The organism is Caballeronia sp. INML2, assembly GCF_023631365.1.
Classification (GTDB): Bacteria; Pseudomonadota; Gammaproteobacteria; order Burkholderiales; family Burkholderiaceae; genus Caballeronia; species Caballeronia turbans.
Map to the genome: position 1 here is coordinate 144,877 of NZ_JALQDH010000074.1, position 17,133 is coordinate 162,009.

General features: G+C 65.4%; 14 protein-coding genes. 8 read left to right on the forward strand and 6 right to left on the reverse strand.

Annotation, left to right across the window (positions count from 1 at the left end; all coding sequences use genetic code 11):
- Positions 1–4 precede the first annotated feature (4 nt).
- The 4 genes from NCT32_RS25515 to NCT32_RS25530 all read right to left on the reverse strand — a co-directional run bounded on the left by NCT32_RS25515 (position 5) and on the right by NCT32_RS25530 (position 4,042).
- Complete coding sequence (locus NCT32_RS25515) at positions 5–1,330, reverse strand: MFS transporter (RefSeq protein WP_250490620.1); 1,326 nt, start codon at positions 1,328–1,330, stop codon at positions 5–7.
- Positions 1,331–1,472: 142 nt separating this feature from the next.
- Positions 1,473–2,405: a 3-keto-5-aminohexanoate cleavage protein gene (locus NCT32_RS25520; protein WP_061116301.1), complete on the reverse strand. Its 933-nt coding sequence runs from the start codon at positions 2,403–2,405 to the stop codon at positions 1,473–1,475.
- Between the two features lie 17 nt (positions 2,406–2,422).
- A complete protein-coding gene (locus tag NCT32_RS25525) occupies positions 2,423–3,214 on the reverse strand; it encodes an SDR family oxidoreductase (protein WP_061116302.1) in 792 nt (263 codons plus the stop codon).
- Between the two features lie 108 nt (positions 3,215–3,322).
- Entirely contained in the window at positions 3,323–4,042 is a 720-nt protein-coding gene (locus tag NCT32_RS25530; protein ID WP_061116303.1) for a GntR family transcriptional regulator, read from the reverse strand.
- 182 nt (positions 4,043–4,224) lie between these two features.
- On the opposite strand from NCT32_RS25530, the gene NCT32_RS25535 reads away from it, so the two are divergent.
- The 8 genes from NCT32_RS25535 (at position 4,225) to NCT32_RS25570 (ending at position 12,180) form a co-directional block, all read left to right on the forward strand.
- Positions 4,225–4,914: an ABC transporter ATP-binding protein gene (locus NCT32_RS25535; RefSeq protein WP_061116304.1), complete on the forward strand. Its 690-nt coding sequence runs from the start codon at positions 4,225–4,227 to the stop codon at positions 4,912–4,914.
- A complete protein-coding gene (locus tag NCT32_RS25540) occupies positions 4,911–7,454 on the forward strand; it encodes an FtsX-like permease family protein (RefSeq protein ID WP_061116305.1) in 2,544 nt (847 codons plus the stop codon). Before NCT32_RS25535 ends, NCT32_RS25540 begins: the two co-directional genes overlap by 4 nt.
- Positions 7,454–8,539 carry a lipocalin-like domain-containing protein gene (locus tag NCT32_RS25545; protein ID WP_061116519.1) on the forward strand — a complete coding sequence of 362 codons (1,086 nt, stop codon included), beginning with the start codon at positions 7,454–7,456 and terminating at the stop codon, positions 8,537–8,539. The genes NCT32_RS25540 and NCT32_RS25545 overlap by 1 nt, the downstream gene beginning before the upstream one ends.
- Before the next feature lie 141 nt (positions 8,540–8,680).
- Complete coding sequence (locus NCT32_RS25550) at positions 8,681–9,820, forward strand: iron-containing alcohol dehydrogenase (RefSeq protein ID WP_061116306.1); 1,140 nt, start codon at positions 8,681–8,683, stop codon at positions 9,818–9,820.
- 136 nt (positions 9,821–9,956) lie between these two features.
- A complete protein-coding gene (locus tag NCT32_RS25555; protein WP_061116307.1) occupies positions 9,957–10,163 on the forward strand; it encodes a hypothetical protein in 207 nt (68 codons plus the stop codon).
- Positions 10,164–10,295: 132 nt separating this feature from the next.
- The gene (locus NCT32_RS25560) at positions 10,296–11,207 is read left to right on the forward strand and encodes an urea transporter (protein ID WP_061116308.1); all 912 of its coding nucleotides are present in this window, start codon (positions 10,296–10,298) and stop codon (positions 11,205–11,207) included.
- Complete coding sequence (locus NCT32_RS25565) at positions 11,185–11,961, forward strand: class II aldolase/adducin family protein (RefSeq protein ID WP_061116309.1); 777 nt, start codon at positions 11,185–11,187, stop codon at positions 11,959–11,961. Before NCT32_RS25560 ends, NCT32_RS25565 begins: the two co-directional genes overlap by 23 nt.
- 33 nt (positions 11,962–11,994) lie before the next feature.
- Positions 11,995–12,180, forward strand: coding sequence for a 4-oxalocrotonate tautomerase (locus tag NCT32_RS25570; RefSeq protein ID WP_016347879.1), 186 nt, complete (start codon positions 11,995–11,997; stop codon positions 12,178–12,180).
- Positions 12,181–12,231: 51 nt separating this feature from the next.
- Here the strand turns inward: NCT32_RS25570 and NCT32_RS25575 are convergent, their stop codons facing one another.
- Both NCT32_RS25575 and NCT32_RS25580 read right to left on the reverse strand, forming a co-directional pair.
- Positions 12,232–14,409 carry a malate synthase G gene (locus NCT32_RS25575; RefSeq protein WP_061116310.1) on the reverse strand — a complete coding sequence of 726 codons (2,178 nt, stop codon included), beginning with the start codon at positions 14,407–14,409 and terminating at the stop codon, positions 12,232–12,234.
- Positions 14,410–14,896: 487 nt separating this feature from the next.
- The gene (locus NCT32_RS25580) at positions 14,897–17,125 is read right to left on the reverse strand and encodes a xanthine dehydrogenase family protein molybdopterin-binding subunit (RefSeq protein WP_061116311.1); all 2,229 of its coding nucleotides are present in this window, start codon (positions 17,123–17,125) and stop codon (positions 14,897–14,899) included.
- Between the last annotated feature and the right edge of the window lie 8 nt (positions 17,126–17,133).

The following is a 17,133-nucleotide window of genomic DNA, read 5'->3' on the forward strand; positions in this document are numbered from 1 at the left end:
GGCGTCACGCGTTCGACATCACGCCGCGTTGGTCGTCGGCACGATCCTCGTTGCCGTGACGCAGGCGCGTGCTGCACACCGCGGCGAACAGCAGCGCGATCGCGAGACACACGAGCCCGTTCATCGCGCGGCCGGTCGTCTGTTCGATGATGCCCATCACCGTCGGTCCGACGAAGCCGCCCAGCAGGCCGCACGAATTGACGAGGCCGAGGCCGCCCGCGAGCGCACTGCCCGAAAGACGCGACTGCGGGAAGGTGAAGATGATCGACTGCACCACGAAGAACATCAGCGCAGAGAGGCACACGCCGAGCAGCCCGATCACCGGCGACGCCCATGCCGCGATCAGCATGCCCGAGGCCATGATGACGAGCCCGGCGATCAGGATGCGACGGCTCTTCGACGAATCGCTCGCGAAGCGCGGCAGCGTGGCTGCGCCGATGGCGGCGGCGACCCACGGCGTCGCGCTGAGCAGGCCGATCGTCAGCGGAGAAAATTTCCCCGACGCGCCGATGATGCCCGGCAGGACGAAGATCACCGTGTAGATCGTCAGCTGATGGCAGAAGTAGACGAGAATCGCGAGCCACACCTGACGGTCGCCGAGCACGCTGCGCAACGCGCCCGTGCCGTGGCGGCCGCCCTGCGCGTCCTGTTCGGCGGCGAGGCGGCGTTCCAGCGCAATGGCGTCCTCGCGTGAAAGCCACGGCGCGCTCGTCGGGCGATCGGGCAGCATCTTCCACACGACGAACGCCAGCAGGATCGCGGGTACCCCTTCGATCACGAAGAGCCATTGCCAGCCGTGAAAGCCGAGGCTGCCGTCGAGTTCGAGCAGCGCGCCGCCGAGCGGACCGCCGACGATATTCGCCACGCACACGCCGAGCAGGAAGTAGCCGGTGGCGCGGGCGCGTTCCTCGCGTCCGAACCAGTACGTCAGATAGAGCATCACGCCGGGGAAGAGTCCGGCTTCGGCCGCGCCGAGCAGGAGGCGCATCACGTAGAACGAAGTCTCGCCGGTGACGAAGGCCATCGCGACGGAGAGCGCGCCCCACGTCACCATGATGCGCGTGATCCAGAAACGCGCGCCGACCCGGTGCATGATCAGGTTGCTGGGAATCTCGAAGGCAGCATAGGTCAGGAAGAACAGACCCGCGCCGAGTCCGTATGCCGCGGCGGAGATGCCGAGATCGATGCTCATCGAATGCTTCGCGAGCGCGATATTCGTGCGATCGAGAAAGCTGATCACATAAACGATTACCAGCAGGGGCATCAGCTTGCGCAGCATCAGGCGGTTGAGCGACGCGTGCGAAGCGCTCGTCGTGGTGGGCTTGGACATGATGACTCCCGGAATCAGAATGGGCGCGGGATGCGCGCGGGTAATGCGGTGTCGGGAAGGCGTTTCAAGAAAGTGTCTCCGTAAGCGTTGTATTTTTAATGGCGTGAGCACGCGCCGATCGCGCGGCGCGTGCGCTCGAAAATCAGAAGTTCACGTTGTCGCCGCCCTTGAGCGAGAGCATCTGACGCGCTTCGGCGGGCGTCGCGACGTCGAGCGACAAGCCTTCGATCACTTGACGGATCTTGCGTACCTGCGCCGCGCTCGACTCGGCGAGCTGACCCGGCCCGATCCACAGCGAATCTTCGAGACCCACGCGCACGTTCGACCCCTGAGCGACGCCGATCGAGCCGAGCGGAATCTGATTGCGCCCCGCGCCGAGAATCGACCAGACATAGTCGTTGCCGAAAAGACGATCGGCGGTGCGCTTCATGTGCGCGAGATCCTCGGGATGTCCGCCGATGCCGCCCAGCAAGCCGAATACGCTCTGCACGAAGAACGGTCCCTTGACGAGCCCGCGATCGACGAAGTGCGCGAGGTTGTACAAATGCGAGATGTCGTAGCACTCGAACTCGAAGCGGGTGCCATTGGCCGAGCACGACGTCAGGATGTATTCGATATCGGCGAACGTGTTCTTGAACACGAGATCGCGGCTCTTCTCGAGATGCTGGCGTTCCCAGTCGTGCCTGAGTTCCTTGAACCGGTCGAGCATCGGATAGAGGCCGAAGTTCATCGAGCCCATGTTCAGCGATGCCACTTCCGGCTGGAAGTGATGCGCGGGCTTCAGGCGTTCCGCGACCGTCATGTGCGGACTGCCGCCCGTCGTCAGGTTGATGACTGCATCGGTCTGCGACTTGATGCGCGGCAGGAAGCGCTGGAACACGGCGGGGTCTTGCGTCGGGTGACCGTCTTCGGGATCGCGCGCATGCAGATGCAGAATCGCCGCGCCTTCCTTCGCCGCGGCGAGCGCGGCTTCGGCGATCTCGTCGGGCGTGACCGGCAGGTACGGCGACATCGAAGGCGTATGGATCGCACCCGTCGGTGCGCACGTAATGATGACCTTGCGTTTCGTTGCCATGTGATCCTCGATGTTCTTCAGAGTGTTTCGACGTTGCCGCAGACGGAGAGCGCCTGACCCGAAATCGCGCTGCCCGCGGGCGAGCTGAGATAGAGCACGCTCGCGGCGATTTCCTCCTGCGTGACCATGCGGCGCAAGGAAATCTTCGCGAGATACTGCTTCTCCATCTCCTCGTAACCGATGCCGAGCTGTTTCGCGCGCGCGGCGATCACGCCTTCCATGCGCGGGCCCTTGACGATGCCCGGCTGCACCGCATTCACGCGAATGTTGTCGGGACCGAGCTCGATGGCGAGACTTTTCGCGAGACCGACCACGGCCCACTTCGTCGCGGAATAGGGCGTGCGAAAGCCATAGCCGAGACGACCCGCGACCGACGACATGAACACGATCACGCCGCCATCGATCGCCTCGCGCAGCATCGGCACGGCCTCGCGCGAGAAGTAGTAGTGGCTATTCAGATTCACGTCGATGGTCTTTTCCCAGTCGTCGGAATCGATCGCGTCGATGCCGCCCGTCGGGCCCGCGATGCCCGCGTTGTTGATCAGCACGTCGAGGCCGCCGAGTTCGCGCCGCACGTCTTCGAAAACGCGCTTCACGTCGTCCTTGTTCGCGACGTCCGCACGCGTGCCGGTGATCGACGGCGAAACGGTCGAGACCGCGTCGATGGCTTTCGGATCGACATCGCAGACATGCACGCGCGCGCCCGTCGACACGAACGCCTTGGCAATCGCGAGACCGATGCCGGACGCGCCGCCCGTGATCAGCACACGCAGGCCTGCGCGCGGGGTGAGCAGTTTCATGAAATCCATCGGGTGACTCCTTTGTGGTTATGTTTTGCGGGACGTGCGCCGTCCTCGCTCGGGGCGATCAGTCATACTAAAAATCGTGTGAACAGGCGCGTCTTGCGCCTTCTTCGTTCAGCTTTGCGCGTGACGCCGCACGCGCGTCTCCTGCGAACGAAGATGCGCTTCGAGATCGCGCGCGGCGTCGCGGATGTCCTTTGCGATACCTTCGCGCGCGGCGGCGCCGTCGTGTTTCCACAGCGCATCGATGATCTGCCGGTGCGCCTGCATCGACACGCGCATGTGCGCCACGTCGGGCGCCACCATGTTCAGGAACGGACCGATGCGCATCCACATGTTCTGGATCGTCGCGAGCGTCATGTCGCTTGCACCGTGCCGATAAATGCGCGTATGGAACGCGAAGTTGCAGCGCAGATAGGCGCGTGCGTCGCCGGCTTCGACGTGTGCATCCATTTCGTCGAAGATGCGCTGAACGGCGGCGACGTCGTCGTTCGTCATGCGGGCGGCCGCGCGTTCGGCGACGCAGCCTTCCAGCGCGACACGCACGTCGCGCAATTCTTCGAGCAGCTCGAGCGTCATCGGCGGGACCATCAGGCCGCGCGACGGGCCATCCACTAGCGCGCCTTCCGCGCGCAGACGCGTGAGCGCGGCGCGCACGGGCATCGTCGAGAGGCCGACTGCTTCCGCGACGCCGCGCAGGCTTAGCGGCTGACCGGCGGCGAAGCTGCCGCTCATGATCGCTTCGCGCAGTTGCTGATAGACCTTGGTCGCCATCGTCTCCGTCGCGATGACTTCGAGCTGCGGCAGGGGTTGTGTCAGAGAGCGGGGCGCCAAGTGTGTTTCCTTGCTGATCTATGATCTGTGATCACAGTTTGATTTCGCGACGAGGTTTAGTCAATGCGAACGGAATCAGGGATAACCCGACAGGGCGCGCAACGCATTTGGGCTGAAAGTGCGAGCGTTGGGCACAATGCTTGCGGACTCCCGAACCGCGACATCGCCCCCGCCAATCCGCAATGCGACCCACCGACTCCGACGTTTCTCCCGCCCTCGAATGCCGCCGCCTCACGAAGAAGTACGCTGGCGGCCGCATCGTGCTCGACGCGCTCGACTTCGCGCTCGGCGCGGGCGAGTTCGTCGCGATCATGGGCGATTCGGGCGTCGGCAAATCCACGCTGCTCAATCTGATCGCGGGTCTCGATACGGCCGACAGCGGCGACGTGCTGATCGACGGCACATCGATTTCCACGCTTTCCGACGATGCCGCCACGCGCCTGCGCCGGCAAAAGCTCGGCTTCGTGTTCCAGGCGTTTCATGTGCTGCCGCATCTGACGCTCTATCAGAACGTGGCGGTGCCGCTCTTGCTGAACGGCATGCCGCCCGCGCCGGCGTACGCAATGCTCGCCGCGGTCGGCCTCGACGGACGCGGCGACGACATGCCGCGCCAGCTTTCCGGCGGCGAACTGCAACGTGTGGCGATTGCGCGCGCGCTGGTGCATCGGCCGCGATTGCTGCTTGCCGACGAACCCACGGGCAATCTCGATCCGCAAACCGCGCACGAAGTGCTCGAATTGCTGCGCGCCGAAACGCGGGCGACGCGTGCCGCGACCGTGATGGTCACGCATTCGGAAGCGGCGGCCGCCTTTGCAGATCGCATCGTGATTCTGAGCGATGGCGCGTTGCACGCCGCGACGCTCGCGCGATGAGCGATAGGGCGGTCCCGCGCCGCGGATTCGACACACTCACGCGCTGGCTGCTCGGCGCGCAATGCCGCAGTCACCGGGGACGAGCGCTCGTCGCCATGCTGACAATCGCGCTGGGCGTCGGACTGGGCTATGCCGTGCAGCTCATCAACGGCGCGGCGTTCAACGAGTTTTCCGCCGCCGCGCGAAGCCTGTCGGGACAAGCGGACTTGCAGGTGCGCGGCGCGCAGCTTTTCATCGACGAGAACATCTATCCGCAACTCGCGACGTATTCGGGCGTCGCGGTCGCGAGTCCCGTGCTCGAAGTCGATGCCGCCGTGCCCGGCAGGAACGCGCCGCTCAAGGTGCTCGGCATCGACGTGTTCCGCGCGAAACGCGTCGCGCCGGATCTGACCGGCGTGCCGCGTCCGCAAGCATCGCTCGATGTGCTCGCCGGCGACGCCATCTTTCTTTCTTCGGCCGCAAAGACGTGGCTCGGCGCGCACGATGACGGATACGTCGAGTTGCAGAGCGGGACCTCGCCGGTGAAGCTGCGTGTGGCGGGCGGCATCGCGCGTACGCGTCCCGGGCAGCGCATCGCGGTGATGGATATCGCCGCGGTGCAGACGCATTTCGCGCTCGTCGGCAGGCTGTCGCGCGTCGATCTGCAACTCGCGCGCGGCGTCGATCGCGACGCGTTCCGGCAGACGCTGCAACGCGAACTCGGCGCGCGCCTCGTCGTGACGGAAACGCAGGATATCGAAAGCCGGACCGACCGCCTCTCGCGCGCGTATCGCATCAACATGAACGTGCTTGCGCTCGTCGCGCTCTTCACCGGGGCGTTTCTCGTCTTCTCCACGCAGGCGGCGGGCGTCGTGCGCCGCCGCGCGCAGTTCGCGATGCTGCGCGTGCTCGGCATGACGCGCGCGTCGCTCGTGCGGCAGATCATGCTCGAAGGCGCGCTGCTCGGCGTCGTGGGCGGCGTGCTCGGCATCGCGCTCGGCTTCACGGTCGCGGCGCTCGCGCTGCGCTTTTTCGGCAGCGATCTCGGCGGCGGATATTTTCCGGGCGTCGAACCGCGCGTCGTCTTCGAGCCCGTGGCCAGCGCGATCTTTCTGGCGCTCGGCATCGGCGTCGCGCTCGCGGGCACGCTCGTTCCGGCGCTCGAAGCGGCGCGCGCGCGTCCCGCGCCGGCGCTGAAGGCGGGCAGCGAGGAAGCCGCGCTCGCGCCGCTCGGCAGGCCGTGGCCCGCGCTCGCGTGCCTGGCAGCCGGCGCCGCGCTGACGCAGGCGCCGCCTGTCTTCGATGCGCCCGTTGCCGGATATCTCGCGGTCGCGCTGCTGCTCGTCGGCGGCATCGCGTTGATGCCTCGACTCACGGCGATCGTGTTTCGTCGCGCGATGAAGCCGCGCGGCGCCGTCGCGACGCTCGCGCTCGCGCGTCTTGCCAACGCGCCCGGGCAGGCGTCCATCGCGATGGGCGGCGTGCTGTCGAGCTTCACGCTGATCGTCGCGATGGCGATCATGGTGACGAGCTTTCGCGTATCGGTGGAAGACTGGCTCGTGCATCTGCTGTCGGCGGATCTCTATGTGCGCATGGCATCGAGCGGCGATACAGGCGGATTGCGGCCCGATCAGCAGATGCAGCTCGCCGCGGCGAACGGCGTCGCGCATGCGGCATTCACGCGGGCGTCGAAACTGACGCTCGATGCCGCGAAACCGCCTGTCGCATTGATCGCCCGCGAGCTCGACGCCGCCGATCCCGGCGCGACATTGCAGATGACCGGCGCGGTGTTGCCGCCTTCCTCATGGCGCGCCGATGAAACGCCGGTCTGGGCCTCGGAAGCGATGGCCGATCTGTACGGCTATCGCGTGGGCGAGCGCGTGACGCTGCCTGTCAGCGAGGCGAACGAGCGCTTCGTCGTCGCGGGAATCTGGCGCGACTACGTGCGCCAGACGGGCGCGCTGCAAATGCGTATCGCCGATTACCGCAGGCTCACCGGCGACACGACCGCGACCGATGTCGCGATCACGCTGCGCGCGGGTTCGAGCGCGGCGCAGGTCATCGGCGCGATCAGGAAACTTCCCTTCGGCGATGCGCTCGAGTTCTCGCAGCCCGGCGAGATTCGCGCGCGCACGCTGACCATCTTCGATCGCAGTTTCGCCGTGACGTACCTGCTGGAGGCGGTGGCGATCGTCATCGGCCTTTTCGGCGTCGGCGCGACGTTTTCGATGCAGACGCTCGCCCGCTCGCGCGAATTCGGCATGCTGCGGCACGTCGGCGTGACGCGCGCGCAGATTCTCGCGTTGCTGGCATCGGAAGCGGGGTGGCTCACGCTGCTCGGCATCGCGATGGGCTGCGTGCTCGGTTTCGCGATCAGTCTGATTCTCGTGTTCGTCGTGAATCCGCAGTCGTTTCACTGGAGCATGTCGCTGCATGTTCCATGGACGATGATCGCGATCATCGCGTGCGTGATGCTGGCGTCGTCGTGCGCGACTGCGGTGCTGTCGGGCCGCCGCGCCGTGTCGGTGGATGCGGTGCGCGCCGTGCGGGAGGACTGGTGATGCGCATTCTGCTGCTCGCGTGGCTGTTCTTGCCGTTGGCCGCATTCGCCGATGAACCGACGTTCGCGCCCGTCACGCCGGGACACGCGATCGAATGGCCGAAGGATAGCGGCGCGCATCCGCCGTATCGCACGGAATGGTGGTACGCGACGGGCTGGCTCGAGACGCCCGATCATCGGCCGCTCGGTTTTCAGATCACGTTTTTTCGCTCGAATACGGGACAGAAGCAGGGCGCGAGCGCGTTCGATCCCTCGCAACTGATCATCGCGCACGCGGCGCTGTCGGATCCCGCGTACGGACGGCTCGTGCACGATCAGAACGTCGCGCGGCAGGGCTTCGGCCTGGCGTATGCGAAAGACGGCAACACGGACGTCAAGCTCGACGCGTGGCGCATGACGCGCGAAGCGGACGGCCGCTATAAGGTCGTTGCCGATGCCGCCGGTTTCGCGCTCCATCTCACGTTCACCCCGACGCAGCCGCCGATGATCCAGGGCGAGCAAGGTTATTCGCGCAAGGGCCCGTCGCCGGAACAGGCGAGCTACTACTACAGCGAGCCGCAACTGACGGTAACGGGCAGTGTCACGCGGCCCTCGGCATCGGGGAAGGCGAATGCGAGCGTCGCCGTGACGGGGCGCGCGTGGCTCGATCACGAATGGTCGAGCACGCTCTTGTCGTCCGATGCGGCCGGCTGGGACTGGCTGGGCGCGAATCTCGACGATGGCTCGGCGCTGATGGCCTTCAAGGTCCGCGCGCGTGATGGGCACGCGGTGTGGGCGCATGCCGCGATGCGCGACCGCGACGGTCGAACGCGGCAATTCGGCCCGGGCGATGTGGAGTTCACGCCGGAGCGGCGGTGGCGCTCGCCGCGTACGGATACGGTCTATCCGGTGGCGATGAATGTGCGCGTTGGTGGGATGCGGTGGCGGTTGACTCCGCTGATCGACGATCAGGAGCTCGACTCGCGCGACTCGACGGGGGCGTTGTATTGGGAGGGTGCGGTCACGCTGGCCGGTGACGGCTCGAATGGACGGGGATATCTCGAACTGACCGGGTATGCGAAGACGCTGGAGGTGGAGAAGCGCTGACCGCGGCTGGAACACGATGCGAGAAAAAGCCGTCGATCCGGCGCCCCGATGCACGCTCTGTTACAGGCACCTATACTGACTCCGCCGGAGGTCACCAAAAAAGGCCCCACGGCAACGACGATAACCTTCAGCCAGAAACCCATGTCCCTCATCAACTACATCACGCAGATTCAGTTCGATTTCGGCGCGGTGCGCCTGCTTCCCACCGAGTGCGAGCGCATCGGCATCCGCCGTCCGCTGATCGTCACCGACGCCGGGATTCGCGCAGCGGGCCTGCTCGATACGGTGATCGATGCGCTCGGTGCGTCATCGCCCGTGCCGGTCTTCGATGCAACGCCGCCCAATCCGAACGAGGCCGCCGTGCGCGAAGCGGTTGCATTGTTCAAGGCGAATCAGTGCGATGGCGTGATCGCGGCAGGCGGCGGCTCGTCGATCGATCTCGCGAAGGGCGTGGCCGTGTGCGCGACGCACGATGGCCCGTTGCAAAGCTTCGCGGTCATCGAAGGCGGCCTCGCGCGCATCACGGCGAAGACCGCGCCTGTCATCGCCATCCCGACGACCGCGGGCACCGGCAGCGAAGTGGGCCGCGGCGCGATCCTGATCCTCGACGATGGCCGCAAGGTCGGCGTGATCTCGCCGCATGTCGTGCCGAAGGTTGCGATCTGCGATCCCGGGCTGACGATGGGCCTCCCGCCGGCGCTCACCGCCGCGACGGGCATGGACGCGATCGCGCATTGCCTCGAAACCTTCATGGCGCCCGTGTTCAATGCACCCGCCGACGGCATCGCGCTCGACGGGCTGTGGCGCGCGTGGCGCCACATCGAGCGAGCGACCCGCGACGGCTCCGACCGCACCGCGCGCTGGAACATGATGAGCGCATCGATGCAGGGCGCGCTCGCATTCCAGAAAGGCCTCGGTTGCGTGCACAGCCTGAGCCACTCGCTCGGCGGCATCAATCCGAAGCTGCATCACGGCACGCTCAACGCAATCTTTCTGCCGGCGGTGATCGCGTTCAACAGCAGCGCGCCGACGATGCAGGACGAAGGCAAGCTCGACCGCATCGCCCAGGCGATGGGCCTGACGTCCGGCGATGAAGTCGGCGAGGCGGTGCGCCGGATGACCGCGACGCTCGGCTTGCCGCGCGGCCTCTCGGAACTTGGCGTGACGCGCGAACTGTTCCCGCGCATCATCGCGGGCGCGCTGAAGGACCACAGTCATAAGACGAATCCGCGCGAAGCGTCGAGTGAAGATTACGAGGCGATGCTCGAAGCATCGATGTGACTCTGCCTCAACGCGTCCGGCGAAAGAGGGCCGGAGCGCTAACGCAATAACGGCGGCGCATTTGCGGCATTGCAACATGCTAGTAGGGGAAAACCCTTAAGTTTGTTAAAATGTCGCAAAGTTTGAGGACCCGATCATGCGCCGCCGTTACGAAGTACTGGAAAAAATCGCCTTTGCGTTGCTCACGCTGTCCGCCGTCATGGACGCGAGCTACATCACTTGGGAAAAGCACCCCAATTTCCGCGAAAACGTCACGCAAATCGTGAAAATAAGCACAGAGCTGTCGTTGGCCAATCCCGGTGTGGGCGATCAGACGCCGCTGGTGCCGATGGCCTTCAACTAAGCCTCAACGCCTGCCGGCGCGACGTTCGTCGCGCGCTCTGCTTCAACTCGCATACAGGTTATTCGGCCCGCCGCCGCACGGCGCGCGCGGGCTGCTTTATGCTGGCGGCTTCCCGTGCCGTCGTCGCCCAGCATGACCTCCGCTCTCCATTCGAACGCCGCCTTCGGCGATCAACTTCGCAGCTTCGCCCGCGCGATTGGGCAAATCGTGCTCCAGCGCAATGCCGCGACCGGCGCGCTGCTGTTTCTCGCGGTCCTCTGCGCGAGCCCGCGCCTCGCGTGCGGCCTTCTGATCGGCACGCTGACGGGCAACGTCATCAGCGTGATCATCGAAGATGAGGAGGCGCCCGCGTTCCGCGCCGATCTCTACGGCTTCAATGGCGCGCTCGCGGCGCTCGCCGCGTTCGCGTTCATCGGCGATGCATCGCAAGCCGCCGCCGTCGCGATCGTCGCGGCGATGTTCGCGACCGTCCTCGCCGGCAAGCTCACGCGCATACTCTCCCAATACCGGTTGCCGGCCTTTTCGAGCCCCGCCATCATCGTCACCTGGTGCTGGCTGCCGCTGTTCGCTGATTGCGGCGATACGGGCGCGATCCCGCAAGTCGCCGCCGGTGTCATCCCGATGCTTCAGGCCGCGTTCGCAGGTCTTGCGCCGATCACGTTCGCGACCGGCGCGCTCGCGGGCGCATTGACCGCAGCGGGATTGTTCGCGTCGCGGCCGTCGCGGGCGGGCTGGGCGCTCGCGGGCAGCGCGCTCGGCGCGGCACTGCACGGGCTCGGCGGCGCGAGCGATGCGGTCGTGCTCTCGGGCGCGTGCGGCTTCAACGCGGCGCTTGCGGCGCTCGCCGCCGCGCCGCTCGGCAAGCGCTATGCGATCATCGCGATCGTCGCGGCGGTGCTGATCGAACGCTTGATAGATTGCATCGGCATTGCTGCATTGACCGCGCCGTTCGTGCTGGCGTCGTGGGCCGCGATCGCCTTGCAGCGGCGCCTGTCGGGAACATCGGAACAAGGAGATTCGCATGTCGTTCACCCACACGCCTGAGCGCAGGATCGCGGAAAGCGGGCCTCGTTCGGCGGCCGAAGCCGCGACACGCGTCGAGCTCGCGGCCGCGTATCGCCTCGTCGCGCTCAACGGCTGGGACGATGTCGTCTACACGCATATTTCCGCGAGCGTGCCGGGCGAGCCGGGGCGCTTTCTGATCAATCCGTTCGGGCTTTCATTCGATGAAGTCACGGCGTCGAATCTCGTGAAGATCGATATCGACGGCAACGTGATCGGCGCGAGTGCGCATCCGGTGAACGCAACGGGCTTCGCGCTGCACGGCGCCGTGCACGCCGCGAGGCAAGACGCCGCGTGCGTGATGCATCTGCACGTGCGCGAGGCGATCGCCGTCTCGGCGCAGCCGCATGGCCTGCTGCCCGCCTCGCAACACGCGATGCGCTTTCACGGCCATCTCGCGTATCACGACTACGAAGGCCTCGCGTTTTCGCCGGCGGAAGGCGAACGCCTCGTCGCGAGCCTCGGCGTGCATCGGGCGATGCTGCTGCGCAATCACGGGCCCCTCACGCTCGGGCGCACCATCGCCGAGGCTTATGTGCTGATGGATATGCTCGTCAAGGCATGCGACATTCAACTTCGCGCGCTCGCGGGCGTGAGCAAGGTGATCGTGCCGACGCCGGACGTCGTCACGCGCACGGCGGCGCAATTGCACGACGACGACGCCATCGAAGGCGCGCTCGAATGGCCTGCGCTATTGCGCAAGCTCGACCGCATCGATGCGTCGTATCGCGACTGATTACCGGTTCAACTCAAACAGGAGATCAACGGCATGCCGACATTCAACATTCAATTGTTCGAAGGCCGCACGGCGGAAGAGAAGCGCAAGTTCGTCGAGGCGATCACGCGCACGACGTGCGAGACGCTCGGCTGCGAGCCGGGCTCGGTGGACATCATTCTGACGGACGTGAAGCGCGAGAACTGGGCGACCGCGGGCAAGCTCTGGTCGGAGCAGTAAGTCGTCGATGCGCACATACGGCGCGATGCCGCATGTGCGCGATCTATCGCGTTACGTCGATGCCTTCACGGCGAGACGGAACTTGTGCAGCAGCGGTTCCGTATAACCGCTCGGCTGCGTGCGTCCTTCGAACACCAGCGCGCACGCGGCCTTGAAGGCGAACGAGCTGTCGAACGAAGGCGCCATCGGGCGATAGTACGGGTCGGCTTCGTTCTGCTTGTCGACGACCGCGGCCATGCGCTCGAGCGTCTGGCGAACCTGCTCTTCCGTGACGATGCCGTGCCGCAGCCAGTTCGCGATGTGCTGGCTGGAAATGCGCAAAGTCGCACGGTCTTCCATCAGGCCGACATCGTGAATGTCCGGCACCTTCGAGCAACCGACACCCGAATCGACCCAGCGCACGACATAACCGAGGATGCCCTGCGCGTTGTTCTCGATCTCGTTCCTGATGTCATCTTCCGACCACGTGGGCTTGTCGACGACGGGAATCGTCAGCAGGCCATCGAGCAACTCGTTCTTCTGGCTGTCGTAGTCGACGCTTTCGAGTTCCTGCTGAACCTGCTGCACATCGACCATGTGATAGTGCAGCGCATGCAGCGTGGCTGCCGTGGGCGAGGGCACCCATGCGGTGTTCGCGCCGGCCTTCGGATGCGCGATCTTCTGCTCGAGCATCGCGTGCATCAGATCGGGCATCGCCCACATGCCTTTGCCGATCTGCGCGCGCCCGCGCAAGCCGGTGTTCAGGCCGACGAGCACGTTGTTGCGCTCGTACGAGCTGATCCATTTCGACGACTTCATGTCGCCCTTGCGCATCATCGGGCCGGCTTCCATCGACGAATGCATCTCGTCGCCGGTGCGGTCCAGGAAACCCGTGTTGATGAACGCGACGCGCGCGCCCGCCGCAGCGATACATGCCTTGAGGTTGACGCTCGTGCGACGCTCCTCGTCCATGATGCCCATCTTGATCGTGTGGCGCGGCAGGCCGAGCAGATCTTCGACGCGCGAAAAGAGCTCGTCCGCGAACGCGACTTCAGCGGGGCCGTGCATCTTCGGCTTCACGATATAGATGGAACCCGTGCGCGAGTTCATCTGGTTCTTCAGATCGTGCATCGCGCCGAGCGTGGTCATCACGGCGTCGAGGATGCCTTCGGGAATCTCGTTGCCGTCGCGGTCGAGCACGGCGGGGTTCGTCATCAGATGGCCGACGTTGCGGATGAACAGCAGCGAACGTCCGTGCAGCTTGATGGTCGAGCCATTCGGCGCGGTGTATTCGCGATCCGGGTTCATGCTGCGCGTGAAGGTCTTGCCGTTCTTCGTCACCTGCTCGGCGAGATGGCCCTGCATCAACCCGAGCCAGTTGCGATAGAGCTGCGTCTTGTCGGCGGCATCGACGGCCGCGACCGAATCTTCGCAGTCGATGATCGTGCTCACCGCCGCTTCGATCAGCACGTCCTTCACATGCGCGGCATCCGTCTTGCCGATGGAGTGGCTCGCGTCGATCTGGATCTCGAAGTGCAGGTCGTTGTGCTTGAGCAGAATGGCGGACGGTTCTTTCGCGTCGCCCTGATAGCCCGCGAACTGTTCGGCGTTGGCAAGGCCGGTCTTGACGCCGTCCTTCAGCGTGACGACGAGCTTGCCTTGCTCGACGCTGTACTTCGTCGCATCGGCATGCGAGCCGTGGTCGAGAGGCGCGTTGTCGTCGAGGAATGCGCGCGCATAGGCGATCACCTTCGCCCCGCGCTTCGGATTGAACTGCGCGGTGCGCTCGGCGCCGTCGCTTTCGTCGATTGCATCGGTGCCGTAGAGCGCATCGTAGAGGCTGCCCCAGCGCGCATTGGCGGCATTGAGCGCATAGCGCAGGTTGGAGAGCGGCACGACCAGTTGCGGGCCGGCCTGCTCCGCGATCTCGCGATCGACGTTGGCGGTGCTCGCCTGCACATGCGCGGGCGCGGGCACGATATAGCCGATCTCTTCGAGAAACTTGCGATAGGCGCGCAGATCGCGAACCGGGCCGGGATTGCTGCGATGCCAGTTGTCGAGCTCGGTCTGGAGGCGGTCGCGCTCGGCGAGCAGCGCGCGGTTCTTCGGCGCGAGATCGTGAACGATGGCATCGAATCCCTTCCAGAAGGACGCGCTGTCGACGCCCGTGCCGGGGATGGCTTCTTCATCGACGAATTTCGCGAGACTCGCGTCGACCTGCAGGCCGTGTTGTTTGATCATGTCGGTCATGGGCACTCCGGCTGAGTTTGCTGCTGCACAGGGTTTGGGGATGGGCTGGGCTCTATGGTAGCGCGTCTTGAGGGAGGATCGAAGCGCGGGGGATTTGCAAGTCGCGTGCCTGCAGGGGTGCGTGGCACGCGCGGGGCATCGGAGGCGCAAGCAACTGAAACGGCACCTCGGGATACGCTCGATCGCCGTGAGGACGTGGTCGACGTACTCGGGCAAAGCCGATGCGTCTCGGCTCATGCCGGAACGGCACCTGCAATGTTTGCATCGCGCGTGCGATCAGGTAGCGCGCGGGGGGATCTTCGCGCGATGAGCTTTTAGGGCGATCGAATGCACGTATCTTCGGTTCGGTCGCACGGGGTGAAGACCTTCAGTGAATGCAGCTTCAGTCCGGGTGCCAGATCGTTCTCAGCCAGGAATGGACGGCTGTCCGAGCCCGGCATTCGTGCCGATGAAAGACACGAAACACCGGGCTCAACGAGATCTACAGCTACGCCTTCAGCAAATCTTCAATCATCACCGGCAGCTTTCTCACCCGCACGCCCGTTGCGTGATACACCGCACCGGTGATCGCCGCCGCGATCCCCGCGAGCCCGATCTCCGCGATACCGCGCGCGCCCAGCTCGTTGAAGACCGTGTCCGGATGATCGAGGAAGGTGACGTCCATCTTCGGCGTATCGGCGTTGGTCGCGACGACGTAATCCGCAAGGCTGCTGTTGACCGGCGCGCCGCTTCGTTCGTCGTAGACGGTGTGCTCGAAGAGCGCCATGCCGACACCCATCACGACCGCGCCTTCGATCTGATTGCGTGCCGCACGCGGATTCAGGATCTTGCCCCCGTCGATGACCGTCACGACGCGGCTCACCCGCAGCCGCGCGGTCGCCGGCTCCCACGTCACTTCGGCGAAGTGCGCGCCGTACGAGTGGATCGACCACTTCTTCTTCAGCGGATCGTCGAAGCCGCCTTTCGCACTGCCGCTGCCCGATGCCGCATGCAGCTTCGCCGCTTCGAGAATGCGCGCGTACGGCACGCCGCTTTCGGGCCGCTCGTTCTTGCGATGCACGTAGCCGCCGCTCATCGCCAGCTCTTCGGCTTTCGCGCCCGCGAACGGCATTTCTTCCGCCTTCACGGCGCGCGCGAGGAGCGTCTTGATCGCCGCACGAACGGCATCCGATACCGCCGGGATCACCGATGCGGTCGCCGCCGATCCGCCCGATACCGGACCGAGCGGCAGCGACGTATCGCCGAGGCCGACTTCGATCCTGTCGAGCGGAATGCCCGTATGTTCCGCGACGAGCTGCGCGAGGATCGTGTACGTGCCCGTGCCGATATCCTGCGTCCCGCACGCGACGCGCGCGGTGCCGTCCGAACGCAGATCGACGGTCGCCTCCGCCGAAAAGCGCAGACCCGGCCAATTGCACGCGCCGACGCCCCAGCCGAGCGTGAGACCGTCGCGCGTCATCGAGCCGACTTCCGGCGTGCGCTTCGACCAGCCGAACTTCTCCGCGCCCGTCTTCAGGCACTCGACGAAATGCCGCGACGAAAACGGCAGGCCGCTGCTTTCGTCGACGCTCGGTTCATTGCGCAAGCGCAGTTCGACAGGGTCGATCTTCAAGGCGACGGCCAGCTCGTCCATCGCCGATTCGAGTGCGTACAGGCCGGGCACCGCGCCTGGCCCGCGCATCGACGTGGGCGAGCCGACATTGCGTTTCACGGTGCCGCCCGTCACGCGCAAATTCGGCGTGCTGTACATCGACGGCGTCGCTTCGCCGCAGTCTTCCAGGTAATCGTCGGCGATGGCCGCGTGGTTCAGGAAGTCGTGCCGCAGCGAGACGAGCTTGCCGTCCTGCGTCGCCGCGAGCCGCACGCGTTGCTGCGTCGTCGGCCGGTGCCCGACGTTCTGAAACATCATCTTGCGCGAAAGCACGAGCTTGACGGGACGCTCCAGTTGCCGCGTCGCCGCCGCGGCGAGCAGCGAATGCGGCCACATCCACAACTTGCCGCCGAAGCCCGAGCCGAGATAGCGCGAGATCACGCGCACTTTTTCTTTCGGCAGGCCGAGCATCTGCATGAGCGTGCCCTGATGGTTGGCGACGGCCTGACTCGTTTCATAGAACGTGTAGCGCTCGCCGTCCCAGTGCGCGACGGTCGCATGCAACTCGATCGGGTTATGCGTTTCGACGGGCGTCACGTAGGTTTCATCGACCTTGACGGGCGCGTCGTCGAATGCCTTGTCGGGATCGCCGCGCTCGCTCTGGATGTCGGGCTTCTCGTTCGCGTCGAGCGTCGTGCTCACGTCGTGCGGGGTCTTGTCGTAGCCGACCTTGATCGCGGCAGCCGCGGCGCTCGCCGCTTCGAACGTGTCCGCGACGACGAGCGCCACGTACTGCCCGTAATAGCGAATGATGTCGTCTTCGAACGGCGGCCGGGTCTCGTCGACGAAACCGGTATCGATCGAATTGCCGGAGATGCGATAGAAGCGGCCGATATTGCCGCGATGAAGAATCAGCTTCACGCCGGGCATGGCTTGCGCGGCGGCGAATTCGAGCGACGTGATCCTGCCGCTCGCGATGGTGGCGCCGACCGGCACGGCGTGCAGCATGCCGGGCAGGTCGACGTCGGAGGTATAAGTCGCGCGGCCGCAGACCTTCAGCGGTCCGTCGATGCGCGACTGGGGCCGTCCAATAAAAGACTGCGTGATGTCGGGCGCGGTGGACATATTCGGGT